The organism is Streptomyces iakyrus, from assembly GCF_000717055.1.
Classification (GTDB): domain Bacteria; phylum Actinomycetota; class Actinomycetes; order Streptomycetales; family Streptomycetaceae; genus Streptomyces; species Streptomyces iakyrus.
In genome coordinates, this window is the sequence record NZ_JNXI01000006.1 from 122,148 (window position 1) to 142,973 (window position 20,826).

Annotated in this window: 14 protein-coding genes and 1 pseudogene; 9 read left to right on the forward strand and 6 right to left on the reverse strand. The window is 66.5% G+C overall.

The features are described from left to right. Positions 1-50: 50 nt before the first annotated feature. The 3 genes from OO68_RS12455 to OO68_RS45385 all read right to left on the reverse strand — a co-directional run bounded on the left by OO68_RS12455 (position 51) and on the right by OO68_RS45385 (position 2,074). Complete coding sequence (locus OO68_RS12455; RefSeq protein ID WP_033308363.1) at positions 51-725, reverse strand: potassium channel family protein; 675 nt, start codon at positions 723-725, stop codon at positions 51-53. Continuing rightward, positions 725-1,396 (reverse strand): potassium channel family protein, encoded by a 672-nt coding sequence (locus OO68_RS12460; RefSeq protein WP_033308364.1) that lies wholly within the window; start codon positions 1,394-1,396, stop codon positions 725-727. The genes OO68_RS12455 and OO68_RS12460 overlap by 1 nt, the downstream gene beginning before the upstream one ends. Before the next feature lie 276 nt (positions 1,397-1,672). After that, positions 1,673-2,074 carry an MFS transporter gene (locus tag OO68_RS45385; RefSeq protein ID WP_245236950.1) on the reverse strand — a complete coding sequence of 134 codons (402 nt, stop codon included), beginning with the start codon at positions 2,072-2,074 and terminating at the stop codon, positions 1,673-1,675. 52 nt (positions 2,075-2,126) lie between these two features. Between OO68_RS45385 and OO68_RS45390 the strand changes: the two are divergent. Continuing rightward, positions 2,127-2,381, forward strand: a pseudogene (locus tag OO68_RS45390) (PfkB family carbohydrate kinase); the annotation flags it as partial. Here the strand turns inward: OO68_RS45390 and OO68_RS48280 are convergent. Beyond that, positions 2,378-2,500 carry a hypothetical protein gene (locus OO68_RS48280; protein ID WP_258199080.1) on the reverse strand — a complete coding sequence of 41 codons (123 nt, stop codon included), beginning with the start codon at positions 2,498-2,500 and terminating at the stop codon, positions 2,378-2,380. The pseudogene OO68_RS45390 and the gene OO68_RS48280 overlap by 4 nt on opposite strands. A gap of 183 nt (positions 2,501-2,683) precedes the next feature. On the opposite strand from OO68_RS48280, the gene OO68_RS12475 reads away from it, so the two are divergent. The 3 genes from OO68_RS12475 (at position 2,684) to OO68_RS43930 (ending at position 8,639) form a co-directional block, all read left to right on the forward strand. Continuing rightward, positions 2,684-4,735 carry an APC family permease gene (locus tag OO68_RS12475; RefSeq protein WP_033308367.1) on the forward strand — a complete coding sequence of 684 codons (2,052 nt, stop codon included), beginning with the start codon at positions 2,684-2,686 and terminating at the stop codon, positions 4,733-4,735. A 133-nt stretch (positions 4,736-4,868) separates the two neighbouring features. Then, on the forward strand, positions 4,869-6,197 hold the full coding sequence (locus OO68_RS12480; protein WP_033308368.1) for a class I SAM-dependent RNA methyltransferase: 1,329 nt from the start codon (positions 4,869-4,871) through the stop codon (positions 6,195-6,197). Between the two features lie 687 nt (positions 6,198-6,884). Next, positions 6,885-8,639: a NaeI family type II restriction endonuclease gene (locus OO68_RS43930; RefSeq protein ID WP_157852702.1), complete on the forward strand. Its 1,755-nt coding sequence runs from the start codon at positions 6,885-6,887 to the stop codon at positions 8,637-8,639. Between the two features lie 53 nt (positions 8,640-8,692). Here the strand turns inward: OO68_RS43930 and OO68_RS43060 are convergent, their stop codons facing one another. Next, positions 8,693-10,195: a 5'-methylthioadenosine/S-adenosylhomocysteine nucleosidase family protein gene (locus OO68_RS43060; protein ID WP_078625262.1), complete on the reverse strand. Its 1,503-nt coding sequence runs from the start codon at positions 10,193-10,195 to the stop codon at positions 8,693-8,695. A 768-nt stretch (positions 10,196-10,963) separates the two neighbouring features. Between OO68_RS43060 and OO68_RS46245 the strand changes: the two genes are divergently transcribed. The 3 genes from OO68_RS46245 (at position 10,964) to OO68_RS12505 (ending at position 13,876) form a co-directional block, all read left to right on the forward strand. After that, a complete protein-coding gene (locus OO68_RS46245) occupies positions 10,964-11,128 on the forward strand; it encodes a hypothetical protein (protein WP_157852703.1) in 165 nt (54 codons plus the stop codon). Positions 11,129-11,461: 333 nt separating this feature from the next. Next, positions 11,462-12,643, forward strand: coding sequence for a hypothetical protein (locus tag OO68_RS12500; protein ID WP_245236951.1), 1,182 nt, complete (start codon positions 11,462-11,464; stop codon positions 12,641-12,643). 747 nt (positions 12,644-13,390) lie between these two features. After that, a complete protein-coding gene (locus tag OO68_RS12505; protein WP_157852704.1) occupies positions 13,391-13,876 on the forward strand; it encodes a hypothetical protein in 486 nt (161 codons plus the stop codon). 352 nt (positions 13,877-14,228) lie between these two features. On the opposite strand, the gene OO68_RS12510 is transcribed toward OO68_RS12505, so the two are convergent. Further along, positions 14,229-15,536 carry a hypothetical protein gene (locus OO68_RS12510; RefSeq protein ID WP_051814603.1) on the reverse strand — a complete coding sequence of 436 codons (1,308 nt, stop codon included), beginning with the start codon at positions 15,534-15,536 and terminating at the stop codon, positions 14,229-14,231. Between the two features lie 227 nt (positions 15,537-15,763). Between OO68_RS12510 and OO68_RS12515 the strand changes: the two genes are divergently transcribed. Further along, positions 15,764-16,864, forward strand: coding sequence for a hypothetical protein (locus OO68_RS12515; RefSeq protein ID WP_143684108.1), 1,101 nt, complete (start codon positions 15,764-15,766; stop codon positions 16,862-16,864). Between the two features lie 427 nt (positions 16,865-17,291). Then, positions 17,292-20,720 carry an AAA domain-containing protein gene (locus OO68_RS12520; protein WP_033308373.1) on the forward strand — a complete coding sequence of 1,143 codons (3,429 nt, stop codon included), beginning with the start codon at positions 17,292-17,294 and terminating at the stop codon, positions 20,718-20,720. The last annotated feature ends 106 nt before the right edge of the window (positions 20,721-20,826 follow it).

Here is a 20,826-nt window from a genome sequence, read left to right on the forward strand (position 1 = left end):
GGGGCGTCCCGAGTGCTCGGGACGCCCCTTCCGCTCGTCCGGAAGACGGCTCAGCTCGCCGTGGTCCGCCGCACCGACAGCAGGTCCTCCAGCTGCTCCTCACGGGCCTGGGCCGCCACGAACAGGAGTTCGTCGCCGGCCTCCAGCGAGTCCTCCCGCGAGGGCGTCAGCACGCGGTTGCCGCGGATGATCGTCACCAGGGACGTGTCCTGCGGCCACTCGACGTCGCCGACCTGCGTGCCGGCCAGGGCCGACTCCTCCGGCAGGGTCAGTTCGACGAGGTTGGCGTCGCCGTGGCTGAAGCGCAGCAGGCGGACCAGGTCGCCCACGCTCACCGCCTCCTCGACCAGGGCCGACATCAGACGCGGGGTGGAGACGGCCACGTCCACGCCCCAGGACTCGTTGAACAACCACTCGTTCTTGGGGTTGTTCACGCGGGCGACGACGCGCGGGACGCCGTACTCCGTCTTGGCGAGGAGCGAGACGACCAGGTTCACCTTGTCGTCGCCGGTCGCGGCGATCACGACGTTGCAGCGCTGGAGCGCCGCTTCGTCCAGGGACGTGATCTCACAGGCGTCGGCGAGCAGCCACTCGGCCTGCGGGACGCGCTCGACCGAGATGGCGGTCGGCGCCTTGTCGATCAGCAGGACCTCATGGCCGTTCTCCAGCAGTTCGCCCGCGATCGAGCGGCCGACGGCGCCGGCTCCGGCAATGGCGACCCTCATCAGTGACCGCCCTCCTCTTCGGGACCCTTGGCGAACGCCGCCTCGACCTTGTCGACCTCGTCGGTGCGCATCATCACGTGCACCAGGTCACCCTCCTGCAGCACCGTCTGCGAGGTGGGCAGGACCGCCTCGCCGAGCCGCGTCAGGAACGCCACGCGCACGCCCGTCTCCTCCTGGATGCGGCTGATCTTGTGGCCGACCCAGGCGGTGGAGGTGTGCACCTCGGCGAGCTGGACCCCGCCGGTGGGGTCCCGCCACAGCGGCTCCGCGCCGGAGGGGAGCAGACGGCGCAGCATCTGGTCGGCCGTCCAGCGGACGGTCGCGACGGTGGGGATGCCCAGGCGCTGGTAGACCTCCGCGCGGCGGGGGTCGTAGATGCGGGCGGCGACGTTCTCGATGCCGAACATCTCGCGGGCCACGCGCGCGGCGATGATGTTGGAATTGTCACCGCTGGAGACGGCGGCGAAGGCACCCGCCTCCTCGATGCCCGCCTCGCGCAGGGTGTCCTGGTCGAAGCCGACGCCCGTGACGCGGCGGCCGCCGAACCCTGAGCCCAGCCGGCGGAAGGCGGTGGGGTCCTGGTCGACCACGGCGACCGTGTGCCCCTGTTGCTCCAGGTTCTGGGCCAGCGCGGAACCCACCCTTCCGCAACCCATGATGACGATGTGCATGGCCTCACACCACGCTTCCCGCAGACCTTCCGGCCTGCGTCAGTGTTCTGCTCATGTCTCTCTCTCGGCTCGCCGGGCAGCACTTCGCGGCCTTCTGTGCGGGCCGCCAGGCACCATCATGCCGGGGAACGCCGGGTGTGATCCCCTTCGGAGTCCGCCCGCCCGGCCGATCGCCCGTGTCCAACGTATCTGCAAAGCCGGAGGAGCCCGCCAGGACCCTCGGGTGCGGCGCGGGGCGAGGTCCGGTGGGCCTCGGGGTTGGCGGATGGGCCGGACTCAGCCGGTCGTCTCGGCCACCGCGTCCGGAGGTGGGGTTCGCTGTCCGCCTCGTGAGAGCAGGCCGACCAGGAGCGCGCCGCCCACGAGAAGGCCGAAGGCCACCCAGAGCGCCACGGTGTAGCCCTGCACCGTCCCGGTGTTGACGGCGTCCGTGCCGCTGCCGTGGTCCTTGAGATACGACGTGGTGACACGTGTCGCGATGGAGTTGAGCAGCGCGGTACCGAACGCGGCCCCCACCTGCTGCACGGTGTTGTACGCCGCCGACGCGACACCCGCCTCGGCGGGGTCGAGCCGGACCGTCGCCCTGTTCGTCGCCGTCGCGAGCAGGCAGCCGAGTCCGATACCGGTGAGGATCATGGACGGCGTGAGGTACACCGGGAACACGTGGGAGCTGTCCACTTCCAACCGCGTGAGGATCAGCATCCCGGCGGCCGACGACAGCAGGCTGCCCGAGCTCACCCACGTACCCGCTGCCCCGCCCCCGGAACCGGTCGTCGACTCCAACGGCGCGGGCGACGCCTTCGCCGCCGCGTTCCTCCACGCCTGGCTCGACGGCACCCCGCCCCACCGCAGCGCCCTGCACGGCGCGGTGGCCGGCGCCTACGCCTGCACGGTCCCGTCGACCCGGGCCGCCGCCATCGGACGGGAGGAACTGAAGGCGGGGGTGGCGCGGCTGGAGCGGCCCAGGCGGCCGGACACGGCTTAGGGCCGAGCCCCGGGTGACACGTCCTTGCGGCGGCTGATGCTGCGGACGCTCGCCACCGTCAGGATCCCGAGGGCGACGAGGGTGGCCGCGGCGCCGATCAGCTGGGCGGGGGTGTGCATGGGACCTCCAGGGGCGGCAGCGGCCGGGAAGCGGACGGGGTTTAGTCATATAGGCATGGGAAGCGGGTGACCTGCGCAATCCCCAGCCGCACAGGCCTCTGAATTCACTCGGAGAGCAGAGGGAACGCCGATGGGGGGTGGCGGGTGGGCGCCCCCGCAATCGAACGCCTACGATCCTCTGTTGTGTCCAAACTGACCGACGTGCCCAAACGGATCCTGATCGGGCGCGCACTGCGCAGCGACCGGCTGGGCGAAACGCTCCTGCCGAAGCGCATCGCACTCCCCGTCTTCGCCTCCGACCCGCTCTCCTCCGTGGCGTACGCGCCCGGCGAGGTCCTGCTGGTCCTGTCGATCGCGGGCGTGACGGCGTACCACTTCAGCCCCTGGATCGCCGTCGCGGTCGTCGTGCTGATGTTCACCGTGGTGGCGTCGTACCGGCAGAACGTGCACGCCTACCCCAGCGGCGGCGGCGACTACGAGGTGGCGACCACCAACCTCGGCCCCAAGGCCGGCCTGACGGTCGCGAGCGCGCTGCTCGTCGACTACGTCCTCACCGTGGCCGTGTCGATCTCCTCCGGCATCGAGAACCTCGGCTCCGCGATCCCGTTCGTCGTCGAGCACAAGGTGCTCTGCGCGATCGGCGTGATCGTGCTGCTGACCTTGATGAACCTGCGCGGGGTCAAGGAGTCCGGCTCGCTGTTCGCGATCCCGACGTACGTCTTCGTCTTCGGCGTCTTCACCATGATCGCGTGGGGCGCCTTCCGCGGACTGGTCCTGGACGACACCATGCGGGCGCCGACCGCGGACTACGTCATCAAGCCCGAGCACCAGGGACTGGCCGGATTCGCCCTGGTCTTCCTGCTGCTGCGCGCCTTCTCCTCCGGCTGCGCCGCCCTCACCGGCGTCGAGGCGATCTCCAACGGCGTCCCGGCCTTCCGCAAGCCCAAGTCGAAGAACGCCGCGACCACCCTCGCCATGATGGGCCTGCTGGCCGTCACCATGTTCTGCGGCATCATCGCGCTGGCCGCCGCGACCGACGTCCGCATGGCCGAGAACCCGGCCAAGGACCTGATTCACAACGGCGTCCCCCTCGGCCCGGACTACGTGCAGAACCCGGTGATCTCCCAGGTGGCCGAGGCGGTCTTCGGCAAGGGCAGCTTCCTGTTCATCATCCTGGCCGCCGCCACCGCGCTGGTGCTGTTCCTCGCCGCCAACACCGCCTACAACGGCTTCCCGCTGCTCGGCTCGATCCTCGCCCAGGACCGGTACCTGCCGCGCCAGCTGCACACCCGCGGCGACCGGCTGGCCTTCTCCAACGGCATCGTGCTCCTCGCGGGCGCCGCCGCACTGCTGGTGGGAATCTACGGAGCCGACTCCACCCGCCTGATCCAGCTGTACATCGTCGGCGTGTTCGTGTCCTTCACGCTCAGCCAGACCGGCATGGTCCGGCACTGGAACCGCCACCTGGCCACCGAGAAGGACCAGGCCAAGCGCCGCCACATGATCCGCTCCCGCGCGATCAACGCCTTCGGCGCCTTCTTCACCGGCCTGGTGCTGGTGGTCGTCCTCGTCACCAAGTTCACCCACGGCGCCTGGGTCGCCCTCCTCGGCATGGTGATCTTCTACGCGACGATGACGGCCATCCGCAAGCACTACGACCGGGTCGCCGCCGAGATCGCCGCCCCCGAGGGCCCGAGCGACGACAGTGTGCGGCCCTCCCGCGTCCACTCGGTCGTGCTGATCTCCAAGATCCACCGCCCGACGCTGCGCGCCCTGGCCTACGCCAAGCTGATGCGCTCGGACACGCTGGAAGCCCTCAGCGTCAACGTCGACCCGGCGGAGACCAAGGCCCTGCGCGAGGAGTGGGAGCGGCGCGGCATCGACGTACCGCTGAAGGTCCTGGACTCGCCCTACCGCGAGATCACGCGGCCGATCATCGAGTACGTCAAGAGCCTGCGCAAGGAGTCGCCGCGCGACGCGGTGTCCGTGATCATCCCCGAGTACGTCGTCGGCCACTGGTACGAGCACCTGCTGCACAACCAGAGCGCCCTGCGGCTGAAGGGCCGGCTGCTGTTCACGCCCGGGATCATGGTGACCTCGGTGCCGTACCAGCTGCAGTCCTCCGAGGCGGCCAAGCGGCGGGCCCGCAGGCAGCAGGACTGGAACGCGCCGGGTTCGGTGCGCCGGGGTCCCGCGCAGGTGCGGTCGAAGGAGTCCTCCGAGCCCAAGTCCTGACGAATTCCCGGACGATTTCCCGGGGCGACGGCTCGTGTGAAGCGGCCGGGCGGCAGCCACGTAGACTGGTGGGCTGTTGTCCGGCCGTTTCCGTTCGGCCCTTCCCCCTCACGCGTTTTGGAGTCACCCCGCCATGCAGGCAGAACCGAGGAAGTCGCTGGTGGGGGAGGAGTACGAGGTCGAGGTCGGCCCCGTCGCCCACGGCGGTCACTGCATCGCCCGCACGTCCGAGGGGCAGGTGCTGTTCGTCCGGCACGCGCTGCCCGGCGAGCGGGTCGTGGCACGGGTGACGGAGGGCGAGGAGGGCGCGCGGTACCTGCGCGCGGACGCCGTGACGGTCCTGGACGCCTCCAAGGACCGGATCGACGAGCCCTGCCCGTTCGCCGGCCCCGGCCGCTGCGGCGGCTGCGACTGGCAGCACGCCAAGCCGGGCGCGCAGCGGCGCCTGAAGGCCGATGTCATCGCCGAACAGCTCCAGCACCTCGCCGGGCTCACCCCGGAGGAGGCCGGCTGGGACGGCACGGTGCTGCCCGCCGAGGGCGACAAGGTGCCGGCCGGCCAGGTCCCCGCGTGGCGCACCCGCGTCCAGTACGCCGTCACCGCCGACGGCCGGGCGGGCCTGCGCCGGCACCGCTCCCACGAGGTCGAGCCCATCGACCACTGCATGATCGCCGCGGAGGGCGTCAGCGAGCTGGGTATCGAGAAGCGGGTCTGGACGGGCATGGACTCCGTCGAGGCGATCGCGGCGACGGGCTCCCAGGACCGCCAGGTGATCCTCACCCCGAAGCCGGGCGCGCGCCTGCCGCTGGTCGAGCTCGACCGCCCGGTCTCCGTCCTGCGCGTGGACGAGCGCTCCGGTGGCGTCCACCGCGTCCACGGCCGCCCCTTCGTCCGCGAACGCGCCGACGGCCGCACGCACCGCGTCGGCAACGGCGGCTTCTGGCAGGTCCACCCGAAGGCGGCCGACACGCTGGTCACGGCCGTGATGCAGGGCCTGCTCCCGCGCAAGGGCGACATGGCCCTCGACCTCTACTGCGGCGTCGGCCTCTTCGCCGGCGCCCTCGCCGACCGCGTCGGCGACCAGGGCGCCGTCCTCGGCATCGAGTCCGGCAAGCGCGCGGTGGAGGACGCACGGCACAACCTCGCGGACTTCGAGCGGGTGCGGATCGAGCAGGGCAAGGTCGAGAGCGTGCTGCCGCGCACGGGCATCGAGGAGGTCGACCTGATCGTCCTGGACCCGCCGCGGGCGGGGGCGGGCCGCAAGACGGTCCACCATCTGGCCTCGCTGGGCGCGCGGCGGATCGCGTATGTGGCGTGCGATCCCGCTGCGTTGGCGCGGGACTTGGGGTATTTCCGGGACGGGGGGTACCGGGTGCGGACGCTTCGGGCGTTCGACCTGTTTCCGATGACGCATCACGTCGAGTGTGTCGCGATCCTAGAACCCGCCGCGAAGGGCTCCTGACCTGCGGTTTTGTGTGTGCGCATTATGTGCGGTGTGGGCGTTACGGGCGATATCTTGACGCTGAAATGACGCTCGTGACGCTCATTTGACGCTGGTTCTGATGGGGTGTCAGGCGCGTTGGGGCGCTGGTTAAACGGCCGGTAGCGGCGGGGAAATGGGTGGCTCCATGCATAGCAGCGGGCTCGTGCCCGCCGGAACCACCTACCTGACGTCCTGCCGCGCAGGGACCTCACCACCGAGATGCGACGCCCGCCGCTCCGCACCCCTCTCAAGCGATCGGAGCTCCTCCTGCCGCACCTCCATCTCAATGGGCGGAGCGGCTGGCGGCTGGCCCGTGCGCCAAGCCGAGTACAGGCCCGCCAGGGCGATGGTCACGGCAGCGAGGGACTCCGGTGACAACCCCAAGGCCACCAGCGTGACCCCGGTTGCGAGCACCATGACGAACGCAACGAGGTCCAGGGCAGGGGAGCGGCGGAGCGGGGTGGGACGGCGCACGGGCGGATTCCTCTCGGTTCAGGCTATGGTGATCAGCTTTCCTGAGGGCGCCCTCGCTCGCTAGATTTTCCCAGTTCTATCGGAGAAAATAGCCGTCTTGCCGAGAGAATTGTGAGCCTGATGTCCCCATTCCGCGCCAGCGGACGGCCTACCGTGCCTCCATCGACAGGTTCGGATGCCGTAGATGCGCTTGTGCTGCTCCTGCTGGACATACGCACGCAAGCTCGGCTATCCGTCGAGGACGTCCACGAACTACTCAGGACCAGCGGCCAGTTTGATGGTCAACTGCCCGCCCGATCGACGCTCTACCGCAAGCTGAGCGGCGTCGGGTTGAAGAACGAACGGCGTCTGATCGAGGCCATCGTCAGGGTCTGCATCCCCGACGCTCAGCGTGCCAACACGCTCAGGGAACAGGCCATCTCCCTACTGCATCAGGCTTGGTCGGAGGATGCCGAGCCAGATCAGCCGGAGCCCGGAGCGGTTCCGGACGACGGAGGCTCGCTGGCAGAACTGGTCAGGGTTCAGCGCGAGTTGATCGATACTCAGGCCCAGCTCACTGCCGCGCTCCAAACCGCTACCGAGGCTGAGAAAGAATCTGCCAAGTCACGCGCGCTCGTTACCACGCTGTTGGTACTTGGAGCTTTGGGGCGCCCCGCAGCCGGACGAGTCTCAACTCCTTCCCCTGATGGCCCTTCCTATGCCGTCTCCGGAATCGAGCTGTCCAGACTGCGGACCCGCCTCGCGGCCGCCGAGGCCGAACGAGACGAGGCTCAGCAAGTCGCTCGCGCAGCACAACATCGACTGGCCGAGGCAGAGAACCTGCTTACCGCCCACGGCACTGGCTCCACAGACCCCACGGGTCTTTCAGCTCCTACCCCTACAGGTCCCGTGGAATGGCCGACGACTCGGACCGATCCCGCCGGCCAGGCTGCCCCAGCAGATACGCTCCGCAGCTCCCGTCAGGCACTGCCGGACACCACCGCCATCGAGCGGGAGGTAGAGCAAGGGGAGGGGGTGTCGTCGTTCGAGGGGCACGAGCGCGTCCGGTCACTAGAACAGGATCCGGAACTGGCCGAGGTCCTCGCCGAGATGCTGCGTTTGGACCCAGATGGCAGCCGCATGGGATCCGTGATCGACGGAGCGGGACGGCACCTGCTTGACCCCGCACACACCGGCCGCTACCTATGGTCCCAGCTCACCAAGGTCGAGAAGACAGGCTTGGGCACCGCCGTGTATCACCGGATGCAGCGCGAGTTGGGCCTCCCTGACGGACTGCACCTGGACTTCATGGTGGCCGGGCACGACGTCGACATGAAGTTCACCCGGGGCAGTAACTGGATGTTCCCGCCTGAACTGCAGGGTGGCCTGTGCCTGGTCGTACGCGCTGATGACGCCAGCGGCCTGTGGAGCATCGGCCTGCTGCGGGTGAGGTCCGAACTGATGAACGCGGGTTCGAACCGCGACGGGAAACGCACGCTAAGCGCGCAGGGCCGGGAGGCAATCCACTGGATCCACTCCAACCTTCCCCTGCCCGAGCATGCCCTGCGTCGACTGTCTGCTGACACAGTGAGTTCGATCTTCGCCAAGGCTTCAGGACAGGCTCGCACCGAGGAGCTGTTCCTGCAGGCACAGCTCACTCCCATCACCACTGCGGACCTCTCCGCCGTCACCATGCAGGCTGATGGGGTTAAGCGAGCGCGGGAGGCGCGGCAGAGGCTCGCCCATCGGGGCGTGCTCGTCCTTAATGGCACTCGCCCCCGCGACGTCGAGTGGGCCTGGGGCCTCGGTCTACCTGCCCTTGAACCAAGCACGTGGATGAGTGTCCGGCTCACCCCGGCACAACCCGGACACGAAGGCACTCCCGCGATCGTGCTCGACGGTACCCCGTGGTGCGTGGCTCACCCGGAGGATCTAGAAGTCCCCCTGCCCACAGCTGCCCTCGCATGACCGGCGCCAGCCGCACTCACGATGTACATGCTCCATGACCTGTCCAGAGGACCTTAGCGGCCTGGAGCACGGAACGCGTAGAGCAGGCGGGCAGCCAGTTCCTCGGCCAGGTCGCTGCGCCGACTGGCAACCACCGCCGCAGTGACAGCTTCTTCGGGTTGGACGCGGACAGGACTATCCGACATACGCATCCCGCTGGACCGGCGGGGATCGACTTCACTCAGACGTTCGACCGTGACCATCATGGTGTTTTCGATACCGGCCGCCGGTGCATATGACGGAGCGGCCTGTCCATCGACAGCTTCCAGCACCTCCAACAGAGTCTTGATCCGTTCGCGAACATCGTCCTCGTCGAGTACGTACGTGATGCCTGGTTTGGGAAGCGAGTCCCAGGCACTCCTCTGCCCGGATCGTGTGATTGCCAGGCCAGCCGAGCGCCCCCGAGGATTGGCAACAGCGACCACCGTCATCTCAGCGGCGTTGTGGACGTCGACCTGCTCAGCGTTCGTAAACAGCCCCTTCGAACGGCCCAGGTTCACCATTTCCTCGGCCAGCTCCCGCATGCGCGTCGCAGTGATCCTGCTTGTCACCGGAATGGGCACCAAGTGGATCTCCAGCAGGGAAGGACCATTGGTGTAGCCACTCGACGGCACGAGGTCCCTGTACCAAGTCACGCTGGCCGGTTGATCGAGGGGCTGCCAGATCAGCTCGTCTGTGGGCTGTCCGGAAGAAGGCGCCTTCGGCAGGGATGCTGCGTTCGCGGGTTTGAACTGGGTGATCACTCCCGTCAGGAAGAGAGCCGCATGCTGCGCTGCGGTTTCCTGCACGCCGGCATCGTCGGTGCTCCGCTTGGTTCCGTTCGCCAAATCACTGATCCCCCGGACCAGAAGGTAGGGGACCCCCGCCTTGGTCGCGGCGTTGGCGAAACCCGCACCTTCCATCTCCACAGCTACGGCGTCGTTGAAGTTCCGGTCCAAGTGGACTCGGGACGGCGACTCGGCCGGAGCGTCCAGCACGAGGTCGCCCGCCGCGATGGGTTTGAAGTGCACCTTGGTCGTGGCTCGTTCCGCCTCCGACAGGGCTCCCCGCCATTCATCCACGCTGTGGACGTACATGGCCACCTGCTGGAGCGGATGGGAAGTTTCCCAGCTGCGCGGGCGCCCCTTGAACCCTTCCGGACTCTCCTTGCCCCCGTGGTACGCGTACACCTCAAGGGCAACCACCACGTCGCCTGGCGAAACGTCGGACTTGAGCGATCCCGCGATTCCGACGAAGAAGACGGCTTGGGGGCGCACGAAATTGATGGCCCGCTCGGTGATCACCGCCGCAGAGTCGTTCCCCGGCCCGGTGGCAGCCAGATAGACCGTCCAGGACGTACCCGGCAGCCGACCTCGCTCGAACACCGTTCCTGCTTGATCGACTCTCTCCAGCCCCTCCAACAGCCGACGCACCGCCTTGGGTACTCCAGCGGCAGTGCAGTCAGTACAACGAGCGTTTCCCCAGTTGCGTCCATGACCGCCCCCTTGCCGCCACCGCTGTGTGCGTCTCGCGCTCATACCGTACGTAGATCCAGTGAGCCTCACGGAACGGGGTGGTCACCGGCGTGTCGGCGGCCACGCCGATCCCCGACCAGCTGTTGCGCAGGCGCCGACGGGCGGGCATCCCGACCTTCCGCTCACGCAGAACGCCGAAAACGCCACAGCGCCCGACCTGACCGAAGCCGACCCGAGCGCTGCGTAGCAGGTCAGAAGGGGTTTCCCCTCCCCGCATCCGTAGGCCCTGTGGGACTCGAACCCACAACCAATGGATTAAAAGTCCTGGCCAAAGCTTGCTGGGTGGTTCCGGACGGTTCTTCGGTGTCCGGAACCACCAGGTCAGAGCGCATGCGCCGTAAGCGGCGATCCACCTACCGATGGGTCGTGCCACACCGTCCGCTCACGCATCGCTCACGCAGGGCACCCCGCATGAACTGCATGGAACACTCTGGGCGGGCCACGCTGCGGATCCATCCAAGATCGGAAAAAGTGGGCTCGACCCTACAGACGCCAGCCCGTTCGACGGGCAGCCTGGGTGTATCGGCTCAGCCACGTTCCCGTGGCGCAGATCTTCAAGATCAGCAAAGGCATCAACCCTGATGCTGACCCGCGCCCTCACGGCGGCAAGTGTTGTACGTGGTGCCTCAAAGTGGCTCGGCTCGTTGAGTTCAGCCGCGTGTCCGTCCAATCGTGCGGGTGAAGCCGAGGGTGATCACGAAATGTACCCAGCGGGGTACAGACTTCGCGGTGTGAGACGGAGAGGCTGGTGCCCGAGGTGGGGAGCAGCCGATGAGCGGGCTCGCGGTGGAATTCGAAGTAGCTACTGCCATTTGTGCTGCGCGGGTTCTCATTCGCCAACTTCGAGGGCTGTTGATGGACATCGGTAACGCAATCCGCGCCTGGCGCTCCGTGCGCGACGCCTTGTGGGACGATCAGGAGGAAGACCAGGGCTGACCTCTGCCCTCGCACCGCCTGGGCGGCGGGCGAACGGCGCCAGTCCCAGGGCGCTCAGCAGCCGAGACCGCTGTCACCGCCGAGCTGAATCTCTGCGGCCGGCCTGGTGACGAAAGGGCGCGGCGTTCCGTTTCGGAACAGCCGCAGGTGCTGGTCAGTTCTGAACGGGCACTGCTGATCATTTGCTCCGCGTCTCCGTCGGCAGCGAGAGACGGCGCACGATCATCAAGGGCGTGCGGACGACGGCGACAGCTCGGACTCAACCCAAGCGTCGCCGGGACGCTGCAGAAAACCCGTGGGAGCAGCGCACGGAGCAATCTATGATCGTTCGTCATGGGCGTGTACATAAGCCGACATCGGACAGATGCGACACCGAAGCGAGCATCGGAGTCGGATGCCGAATTCTTCGAACGGATCGCCGGTCCGTTCTGGGACCAGGTTCGAGATGTGATCAACGAGTGGTGGTCACACCTGCCCCCCGATGCTCAGCCCGGCCTGCGCAGTCGGCTACGCGATCGCAATTCCGACGCGAACGTCTTCTCCGCGCTGTGGGAGCTGTACGTGCACGAGATGCTGCGCGGATCCGGTTGCACCGTGGAGATCGAGCAGCAAATAGGCACAGGGGGAAAGTACCCAGACTTCCTGGTCACCCGTGGCGACCAGCAATTCGTTGTCGAGGCGATCTGGACGGCCGAGAATCTGGACGCAACCGGGAGCCGCTCGCTCCCGCCTCAGGTGGTGGACGTGATTGACCGCGTTCCGAGCCCAAACTTCTACGTGGCGTACAAGGTTGACAGCGTTGGCTCGACCACACCGCAGCAACGGCGGTTGAAGAACGAGTTGACACGATGGCTGGCAAGCTTGGACCCCGACCAGGTCACTGCCGAGTATGAGCAGAAGGTGCCGCTACCCAGGCATACCTGGCAGGAGGCAGGTTGGCGCCTCAGCTTCGAGGCGATCCCCCGCAGCCCCGGCAGGCGAGGCGATCCGACGAGCAGGACAATCGGCTTCCATCCCTCGGTGTGGGTCGCCGATGACTCAGATCGGGTACTCAAAGCCGTGAGAAAGAAGGGCAGGAAGTACGGCGAATTGGGGCTGCCATTCATCGTGGCGGTTGGCAATTCAGCGGTCTTTCCCGAGGATGAGGACACCGAAAGCGCGTTGTACGGGACCTCGGTCGAGTACGCCCACCACACCGGATCGACCTTCGGTCGCAATGCCGACGGCTACTGGACTGCTGCGCAAGATCAGACCCATAGCCGGGTCAGCGGCGTACTGACCGTCGACAATCCGGCACCTTGGACATGGGCGAAGAAGGCCCCAGTCCTCTGGCAAAGCCCCGCACCTGACTCGCTCCCGGCCCCCGTTCTCCCCACCTGGGAAACAGTACAATTGGTTGATATTCACGTCGAACGTCAGTCAGCGGCTCGCCCCATCCACACGTCTCTTGGTCTGTCTGAGGACTGGCCGATCGGAGATGCTTTCCCCCGGCGTCGGCCAAGCGCCGAAAGCTGAGAGCTCGACGCAAACGGGCGGATGCCCCACGTATGTAGAGTGCCCGGGGACCAGAGCAGGTCCCCTCGTCATACCGAGCAAGGGTGTCTTGACAGCCCAGTAACCGGCTGCCCTATGGGCGCCCGGGCGATCTGCCAGACGGCAGCATGCTCCTGCACTTCACGTGGGATCGCGGACTTGTCGGCCGGCTACTGCTCACCGTCGTAGGTGCCGACCGCATCTATACCAAGACAGGGGCCACCGTTCCCAATGCGTCGCTACAGGTCGCATCTCCTCCTGTATGCCCTACCTCGCACCCCCCAACTGCCCCACTGCAAAGTTCTGTTGTGCGCCCTCAGCAGGCTGACCTCGCTGCTCGGCGCGACCCAGGCACTGTTCGGCTCGTAAACTTCGCTGTCCACTACTACGGCACCAACTCCTCGTGCATCATGGCCTCTTGTGGATGAGGGAATCGTCGCACTGATAGCGGCAGGTTGCGGGCTTCTCGGCTCGATACTGGGAGCTGCTTTCACGGCATGGGCCACCAAGGCCGGAGCAGACAAGAGCGCTGATGCTGTGCGTGGACAGGCACACGACCAGGCTGCGAACGAACACGCCCATTGGCTACGGCAACAACGTCTTTCCGCCTGCGAGGGATTCCTCGACGCTTGGGACGAGTGCACCCGCAGGCGAAAGGAGTTGGCCCGTCCAGCAGAGGAGGGCCAACATAGGTCCCATCGTACAGAACTGCATCAAGCTGCCACTCGCATGCTGGAACGTGCGCGTCGCGTATCTATTCTTGGCCCTGAAGAAGTCGCTCAAGCCTCTCAGGCGATCTCTGATGCAACAATGGAGAATATCGAGAGAGAAGAAAAGTTCGGCCAATACATCGAGGCAGCTATCGCACGCCTACGGGAGCAGGAAAGACATATCCGCGAACTCTCGCCAGATCTCAAATTTGAGCAGCTGAATCAGGTACTCGCCCACGCTGGCGACCTAGAGATCTTGCAGGAACTCTATTCCATAGAGGATCTGGAGCGGATTCTGGAAAATGCGGAGCACTCCATGGGAGAGGGGGAAGAGTGGCTCAGCAGGATGACCGCATTCGGGGAACTAGGGGACGAAATAAACAACGAAGGAGCGCGCTTCCTGGAGGACTTTAAACACAACATTCAGGTGACCGAAGAGAATAGGGCGGTATTCGTTCGCACCGTGCGGAACTCAATCGCAAGTCCGCCGATGCGTAACGACTGATCAGCCTCGTTCTGCCGCAGGAGATGAGCGCATACCCATCTCCCTCAACTCGTCGAAGACCACGCGGGAGTCACCCGTGGTCTGTACACGGACACCAGGAACTGGCTCCTGCAGCCCAACGCGCGGCAGCTCGGCGAGGTCGCCGCCACCACGGTCTCCGACCACTGCGGAACACCGGTGTTGTCGAGTTCTCCATGTACGGCGCCGCCGGCAACCTCGCGCTGCACGAGCGCGGCGACTTCCCCGGTCATCAACACGCGCGAACGCATCAGGCACCATCACGACCGTTAGCGGGACTTCGTGATCATCGAGCACCGCATCCTTGCCATCAGCTAAACGGCGAAGACCGCGCTCAGGAAGCTTCGGCGGGCTGGGGATTCCAGAGCTCGGTGTATCGCTCCACTTCCTCGGAGCTCAGTTCATTGTCGCCCTCGGTGCGCAGCAAGGTGGTGTCCCATGGCCGGCTGCCATCGGTGCGCGGGGTAAGCAGCACGCCGAGGGTGGAGCTCTGTTCGGCCAGGCCGGTCTGCTGGTGGAGTTGGTGGTGGCGCAGCAGTACGTACGACTGGAAGGCGGCTTCCACCTCGGGACCGAAGCGCGTGGCACATCCGAAGATGAGCTGGCGGGTGCCGGACGGGTCGATGGAACGGCGCCAGCGCCACTTGGATTCGTCAGCAGGCACCTCACGCACGTCGGCCAGCATGTCCAGCAGCAATTGTCCCCACTCAGCGCGCGCTCCGACCGGCAGCTTGTCCAGGTCGGAGAGGAGGAGCTGCCGGTTGGGCTCACTCATCTGTGAGCGGATGGCGCTGGTGGCGACGTCCTCCATGATGATTCGCATAACCCGGTGAGCATGATCTGACCCCACCGGAGCCTGCGGGAGCAAGGGGGTGGAGAAGTGGTTCCCGCCGAGTCCGGCGACATCTGGGTTGAGGGGGCCGGGGGGTGCCTCGGCGTCGGCCGCGGCGAACTCGTAGTACCGCACGGGCTCTTCGCCCAGGGCTACAGGAGGCTCGACGGCGGCGCGGAAGAGGTAGTCGAGGACAGCGGTGGTAGAGCGCAGCTGGTCGAAGAGGAAGTCCCAGTCCCTCCGTGTCAGGGCGATCGTGGGGATACCGATCGGCTCCAGCGAGCAGATCGTGCCCTCGGGTACTTGCTCGTGATCCAGCAGGAACACCCCGATCCACTCGTAGGCATTGCCGTCGACAGACAGCGTGCGATCGCGGCCGTTGGCCATGTCAGCGGGCAGCATCCGCAACTGACGCACCGTGCCCTTGGCCTGACGTACAGCCTTGGTCGCCACCTTCTGGATCCAGGCCATCTCGCTGTCCGCGTCCTTGGGCTGGATCGTGCGCGCCTTGACCTGGATCACCGCGCCACGCCCTCCGGCGAGCAACAGCCTGTCGCCGAGCTCGCGTCGACCGGAGCCCTTGCTGGCGTAGGCGGACTGGAAGACGAAATCGGGCAGACCCCAGGTGGCGGCAGCGGTGTGTGCCGCCACCTCGGCACCCGGGCCATGCTCCACGCCGGACGGCAGCGGTAGCGCTGGACGTATGCGCCGCACGTACTGCCCGTTCGCGGTTTCCACAATGAGCGTGAACGCGTCGGGGTCGTCGTCCTGGATGAACCGCCACAGCGCGGGAGAAGCCTGATCAGTCACGCCCTCTATTAGACGCAACGCACGGCCGCCGACACCTACCCTTTTCTCGTAGTACGTGTCACTCGGCAGCTTTCCGGCCCGGCATGAAGATGAGTCCGCCCTGCAGGGCGGTCGTGCGGGCGTCCCAGGCACGCCGAGCAAGGCCGGTGCCCACGGACCCGAAACACGATATGCCCCAGCTGGCGGCACCTCTATCCTGGTCCGTTGCCCACCTGGAGATAGACGCCATGACCGCCCTGACAGACCCGCTCACCGAGGAGCAACGGCTCCTCCTCGACATCGTGTGGACGACGTTCGTCGAACACGAGCGCTTCCCGAACTTTTTCCACGTCGCTTACCGCATGCGAAAGCACGGCCACGACGCCGCGAAGGTCCTCTACAGCTTCCCCGTGATTGGCCACGATCAGGTCTCAAACGGCTACCGGGCCGTCGGGTGGTGGGGGCACGGCTTCACCCCGCAGTCCGACGGGCCGGTGTACCTGACCATGGCGGGGCTCTACCACCTGCAGCATGATCAGATGGCCCGCGATCTTGCCCGTGGCCTGCTGGCGTATATGCAGCAGATGACCCGGGAGCAGGACAGGATCCTCGACAGCCCCTTCGACCTGCCCGATATCGACGTGAACCTCGGCGAAGTCCTGAAGGAGATCGACGGCACCAGTCCCCTGCTGGAGCGCATGGCGCAGATCGCCGACCGAGAGTGGCCGGGCATGCGCTTCAACAAGACATCCCTCACGGGCCGAATCGGCGCGCTGCCATCCGCCGACTGCGACACCCTCGACCACTACCTCGCCGATATCGCCGCCCACCTGTCGCCGCCTGCGCCGCCGGAGGCGCTGTCCTTCACCGAGCCGCGCTCCTTGTTGCGCGCGCTGAACTTCCTCGACGTCACCTACGAGCTGGTCTTCGGCGAAGCCCTGGTTGTCCCGCCGCCCATGGACCGATCCAGCCTCCTCGCCTTGGACGTCGACGACGAAGCGGCCTACAACTCCGGGCTGGTCGTCCTGACCGACATCCTGCGCGACTTCAAAGTGCCCGGCCGCAGTCCAGGCTCGGGCCTGCTGCGACTAGAGGAACATCTCGCCGACGAGCTACCCGCGCTCGACCGCAACGCGGTCCACCAAGCCGTGCAGCTCCTGGACCAGATCCGTGTCATCCGCAACTCCGCCGTCCACCCCAAGCCGCGGCCGGAACTCGCCGCCGCCCACCACGCGCTTGGGCTGGGCTTCCCGGTCCGCGACTTCACCGCTGCCTGGGACAGCGTCCGCGCGCACGCTGAGCGGGCCGTGAGCAACCTGCAGGAGGCAATCCAGTCCGCTAGGCCCTAAGACCAGTCGCCGCGGAGGGTGTTTCTATCTGTTCGGTCAAGGTCTGTGGGCTTGGTCAGGAGAAAAAAGGTAGCCAGAAGGGGCATGATCTTGATGGGTGGTTCCGGACGCTTCTTCGGTGTCCGGAACCACCTCGTCAGGTCAGGTTCGATGTGACCTTCGATCCGATCCCTCGCCGCCGCCGCTGCATCGTCCGCTCACGCATCACTCAAGCACTCAACGCGTTCTACCGTGGTCGAGGGGCCGACTCCGATCACGCCTCGCTGCTTGGGTCAAGGGGGGCGTCCTCTCGCAGAGCCACTCCGAAGGGACCATTACTCGCCAAGTCCGTATCGCCCTGGGCAAACTGCTGATCCGATGGGAAAGCCGCTGGCAAGATGGCCGCTTGGGTGGACTGCGCGGCAGTCGGGGGAGCAAGGAGCAGTGGGTGGGGACGACGATTAACGGCCGGTTTCTGTTGCTCCCTCAGGAGGCCCGCCCGGGGGGGTTGTCCGAGGTCCGCAAGGCCGTGGACATCAAGAGCGCTGGCGGTGACCACGTCGCCGTGAAGCTGCTCAAGCAGCGGGAGGACGACGCGATCACCCGGATCTTCCTGGAGCGGGAGACCTCGGCGCTCAAGGCACTGAACCATCCCCATATCGTGCGGATGCTCGACTCTGGCTGGGCTAAAGGGCTGGAGCGGTACTTCATCGCCCTGGAGTGGATTGACCGCAGCCTCAAGGACGAGATGGCAGATGGCCGTCCCCTTGACTGGCCGGCCTACTTCACACGCATAGGCGGACCGTTGGCTTCCGCCCTCGCGTATGCCCACGAGAAGGAGATCGAGCACCGTGATCTGAAACCGGGAAATGTCCTGCTGACCGGCGACGGCACGGTCAAGCTCGCCGACTTCGGGATCGCCAAGATCTTGTCCAAGGCCGCAGCCGTGACCGACGAGACGGTCGCGGACTTCCGATCCGCTCTGTACTCGCCGCCCGAGCAGAGCGAAGCAGTCCCGTACGTCCGTGACGTGTACGCCTACGCGGTCCTGGCCATTCAGGTCCTCTCCCGCAGCCAGGCACGTGACTACCACGATCTGGCGACGGTACTCGACGGTCTGGAACTCGACACCGAGATCCGCAACGTCCTCAGAACCTGCATCGACCTCGACCCGAAGAAGCGGCCAGCCAACGCTATCGTCCTCGAACACCGGCTCCTGGAGGCCGAACGGGTCTGCGAAAACCGTGATGCTCGCCAACGCAACGCGCTCTGGCTGAAGATGACCCGTCGCGCGGCCGAAAGCTTGAGCACCACCCCGGCCGGAGAAGAGATGGACTGGGATGCGGTGAAGAACACGGTGCTCGCGGACATCTCCGGCACGGTTCATGTCGACTACGGCTACAACGCGCAGAGCGACGAAGTCGACACCGGCACGGTGCGGGTGTTCGGCCAGAGTCTGTTCCTGCGCCTGGTCAACGACGAGGATCAAAGCGACCGATGCGTCATCGTTTCGGCCGAGGAACGAGCAGAGGAATGGATGGCCAAGCGCCGTGCGTCCGCCCTCAAACTCGGCCCCATCCTCACCTGGACGTTCAACGATCCGGGCGAGGACCCGGCGTACGACGGCCTCAACCTGCTGCTGGACAGCCTCAACGAAGAACTTGACGCACGCGAGACACAGGCCAAGGAGGGTAAGCGCCAGCAGCTCGGCGACCTGTTCGACGGCTGGCGCCGCGTCCTGGAAGCCCGTGAGGAAGCGGCGGCCAACGGGCGGCAGCCGATCCAGTACGAACGGCTGGAAGGCGGCGGCCGCATCCGAGTCTTCCATCTCGCCGCGCCCGACACTACCGCCGAAATCGGTGAAGAGTGGTCCGTCGCGGAGTACCCCTACAGTCGGCCCATCGACCGTGGCGAGATCACCAACCGCACTGACGACACCGTCGTCCTGCGAATGACGCGTCCCCAGGCCGTCCTGCCCGCCCGGGGGGTACTGCTCCCCTTCCTCGGACCCAGCCAGAACGCGATCAACCGGCAGCGCGACGCACTTACCGCGGTCGCCGCCGGCCAGACCGCAAATCTCGACCTGCGGCAGATCATCGATAACCCCGGGGTCCTTGAGGTCGGCCCGCCCACCGAAGTCACCACCTGGGTCCGCGCCGACCTCGACCAGAGCAAACGGGACGTCGTCGCCCACGCCCTGGGCACCCAGGACCTACTGCTCGTCGAGGGACCACCCGGCACTGGCAAGACGACCGTGATCGCTGAGATCGTCGAGCAGACCCTCAGCCGGCATCCCACCGCCCGCATCCTCATCGTCAGCCAGACCCACATCGCCATCGACAATGCCCTCAAGCGCCTTGAAGACGCAGGCATCACCGAACTCGTCCGCCTCGGCCGCGTCGACGATCCACGCGTCGCTGAAAGCGCACAGCCGCTGCTGCTCGACCGGCAAGTCAAGAAGTGGACCCAGGGTGTCCGGACGCGCGCAGAACGGCATCTGGAGAGCGTGGCCGCCAACAGCGGCCAGCAGCCCAGCCACCTCAAAGCGGCCCTGGTGCTGGAAGAACTCGCCGCCGTGGCCGCCGACCTCGCCCATGTGACGGCCCGCCTCGACGAGCTGGCGAACCAGCCTGTGCCTGAGCGCACCACCTCCGCCAGAGAGCTCGGCGAGGAAGTCGTCACCACCCGAGCCCGTCGAGAACAGCTCCTCGAACAGCGGGCAGAGCTGTTCGCCGAAGTGCAGACCATGCTCGACGGCGAACTCACCCTCCGCGAGGAAATGAGCGCCGCAGACGCCCGCGACGTGGTCGAGGCGCTCCTCGGCCCGGCCGGGACCGGCAGGGAACTGATGCACCTGCTGCGCCTCCAGGGCGAATGGCTGCAGCGAATCGGCACCGACCAGAACCTGATCGCGGGCTTCCTGCGCACCCGGCGCGTCATCGGCGGCACCGCGCTCGGCTTCCTCGGCCACCCGGCGGCCCGGGATCTCGAATTCGACCTGTGCATCTTCGACGAGGCGTCCAAGGCGACCGCGACCGAGGCGTTGGTGCCAATGGCCAGGGCCAAGCGATGGGTGCTGGTCGGCGACACCAACCAGCTGCCTCCCATCGATGAGGATCTGCTGCGCGATGAAAAGATCATGGCCGATCACCAGCTCATCCCCGAGCTGGTGAAGACCACCCTGTTCCAGTACTTCGCCAACTCCACCAAGGCACCCGTCAAGCACCTGCTGCGCGAGCAGTACCGGATGACCCCGGCGATCGGCAACATGATCAGCAGCTGCTTCTACGGCAACAAGCTAATCTCGCCCAACGACCATGTCCTTCCCGGCTACAGCACGGTCAACAAACCCGTCCTGTGGCTGGACACCAGCGCTCTGCCGAACCGCCGCGAGGACGAGCAGTCCGCCGCACAAACCAGCGTTTCAAACCGCCTTGAGGGCCAACTCGCGATGCGACGCCTGGAAGTCATCGACCGGGCCATCGACAAGGGGGTGATCAAGACTCCCGACGGCAAGCGCCTCGACGTCCTGCTGATCGCCCCCTACGGCCGCCAGGTCGAAGAACTCACCAAACGCCTAGCCTCCCTGCGACTCAAGCACATCGCTCCAGAAGTGCTCTCCGTCGACGCGGTACAGGGTCGAGAATGCGATCTCGTCGTGTTCTCCGTGACCCGAAGCAATATCAGCGGTCGCTTCGGATTCCTTGGCCAGCCCTACTGGCGCCGCATCAACGTCGCTCTCTCCCGCGCCCGCTACGGCTTGATCATCGTTGGCGACGCTGGCTTTTGCCGCAGCAAGCCCGGCGCCCTGCGCGACGTCCTCGACTACATGAGCGGCCACCCGGAAGACTGCGAGATCCGCAATGCCTACCTCTAGCCCCACCTTCGGCGACGACAGCCTCCTGGCCCTCCGCTTCCACAACACCCGTCCCGGACTCGAACTCATCCAGATCGCCGACGCCGCACTGCCTGTCGCCCGGATC

Bases quoted from the DNA above. Each gene is read 5' to 3' on its own strand.
- OO68_RS46245 (WP_157852703.1), top strand. From the start codon at position 10,964: ATGAGCGGGCTCGCGGTGGAATTCGAAGTAGCTACTGCCATTTGTGCT.
- OO68_RS48280 (WP_258199080.1), bottom strand. From the start codon at position 2,500: ATGCACACCCCCGCCCAGCTGATCGGCGCCGCGGCCACCCTCGTCGCC.
- OO68_RS12500 (WP_245236951.1), top strand. From the start codon at position 11,462: ATGGGCGTGTACATAAGCCGACATCGGACAGATGCGACACCGAAGCGA.
- OO68_RS12455 (WP_033308363.1), bottom strand. From the start codon at position 725: ATGAGGGTCGCCATTGCCGGAGCCGGCGCCGTCGGCCGCTCGATCGCG.
- OO68_RS12505 (WP_157852704.1), top strand. From the start codon at position 13,391: ATGCTGGAACGTGCGCGTCGCGTATCTATTCTTGGCCCTGAAGAAGTC.
- OO68_RS12515 (WP_143684108.1), top strand. From the start codon at position 15,764: ATGACCGCCCTGACAGACCCGCTCACCGAGGAGCAACGGCTCCTCCTC.
- OO68_RS43060 (WP_078625262.1), bottom strand. From the start codon at position 10,195: ATGAGCGCGAGACGCACACAGCGGTGGCGGCAAGGGGGCGGTCATGGA.
- OO68_RS12480 (WP_033308368.1), top strand. From the start codon at position 4,869: ATGCAGGCAGAACCGAGGAAGTCGCTGGTGGGGGAGGAGTACGAGGTC.
- OO68_RS12460 (WP_033308364.1), bottom strand. From the start codon at position 1,396: ATGCACATCGTCATCATGGGTTGCGGAAGGGTGGGTTCCGCGCTGGCC.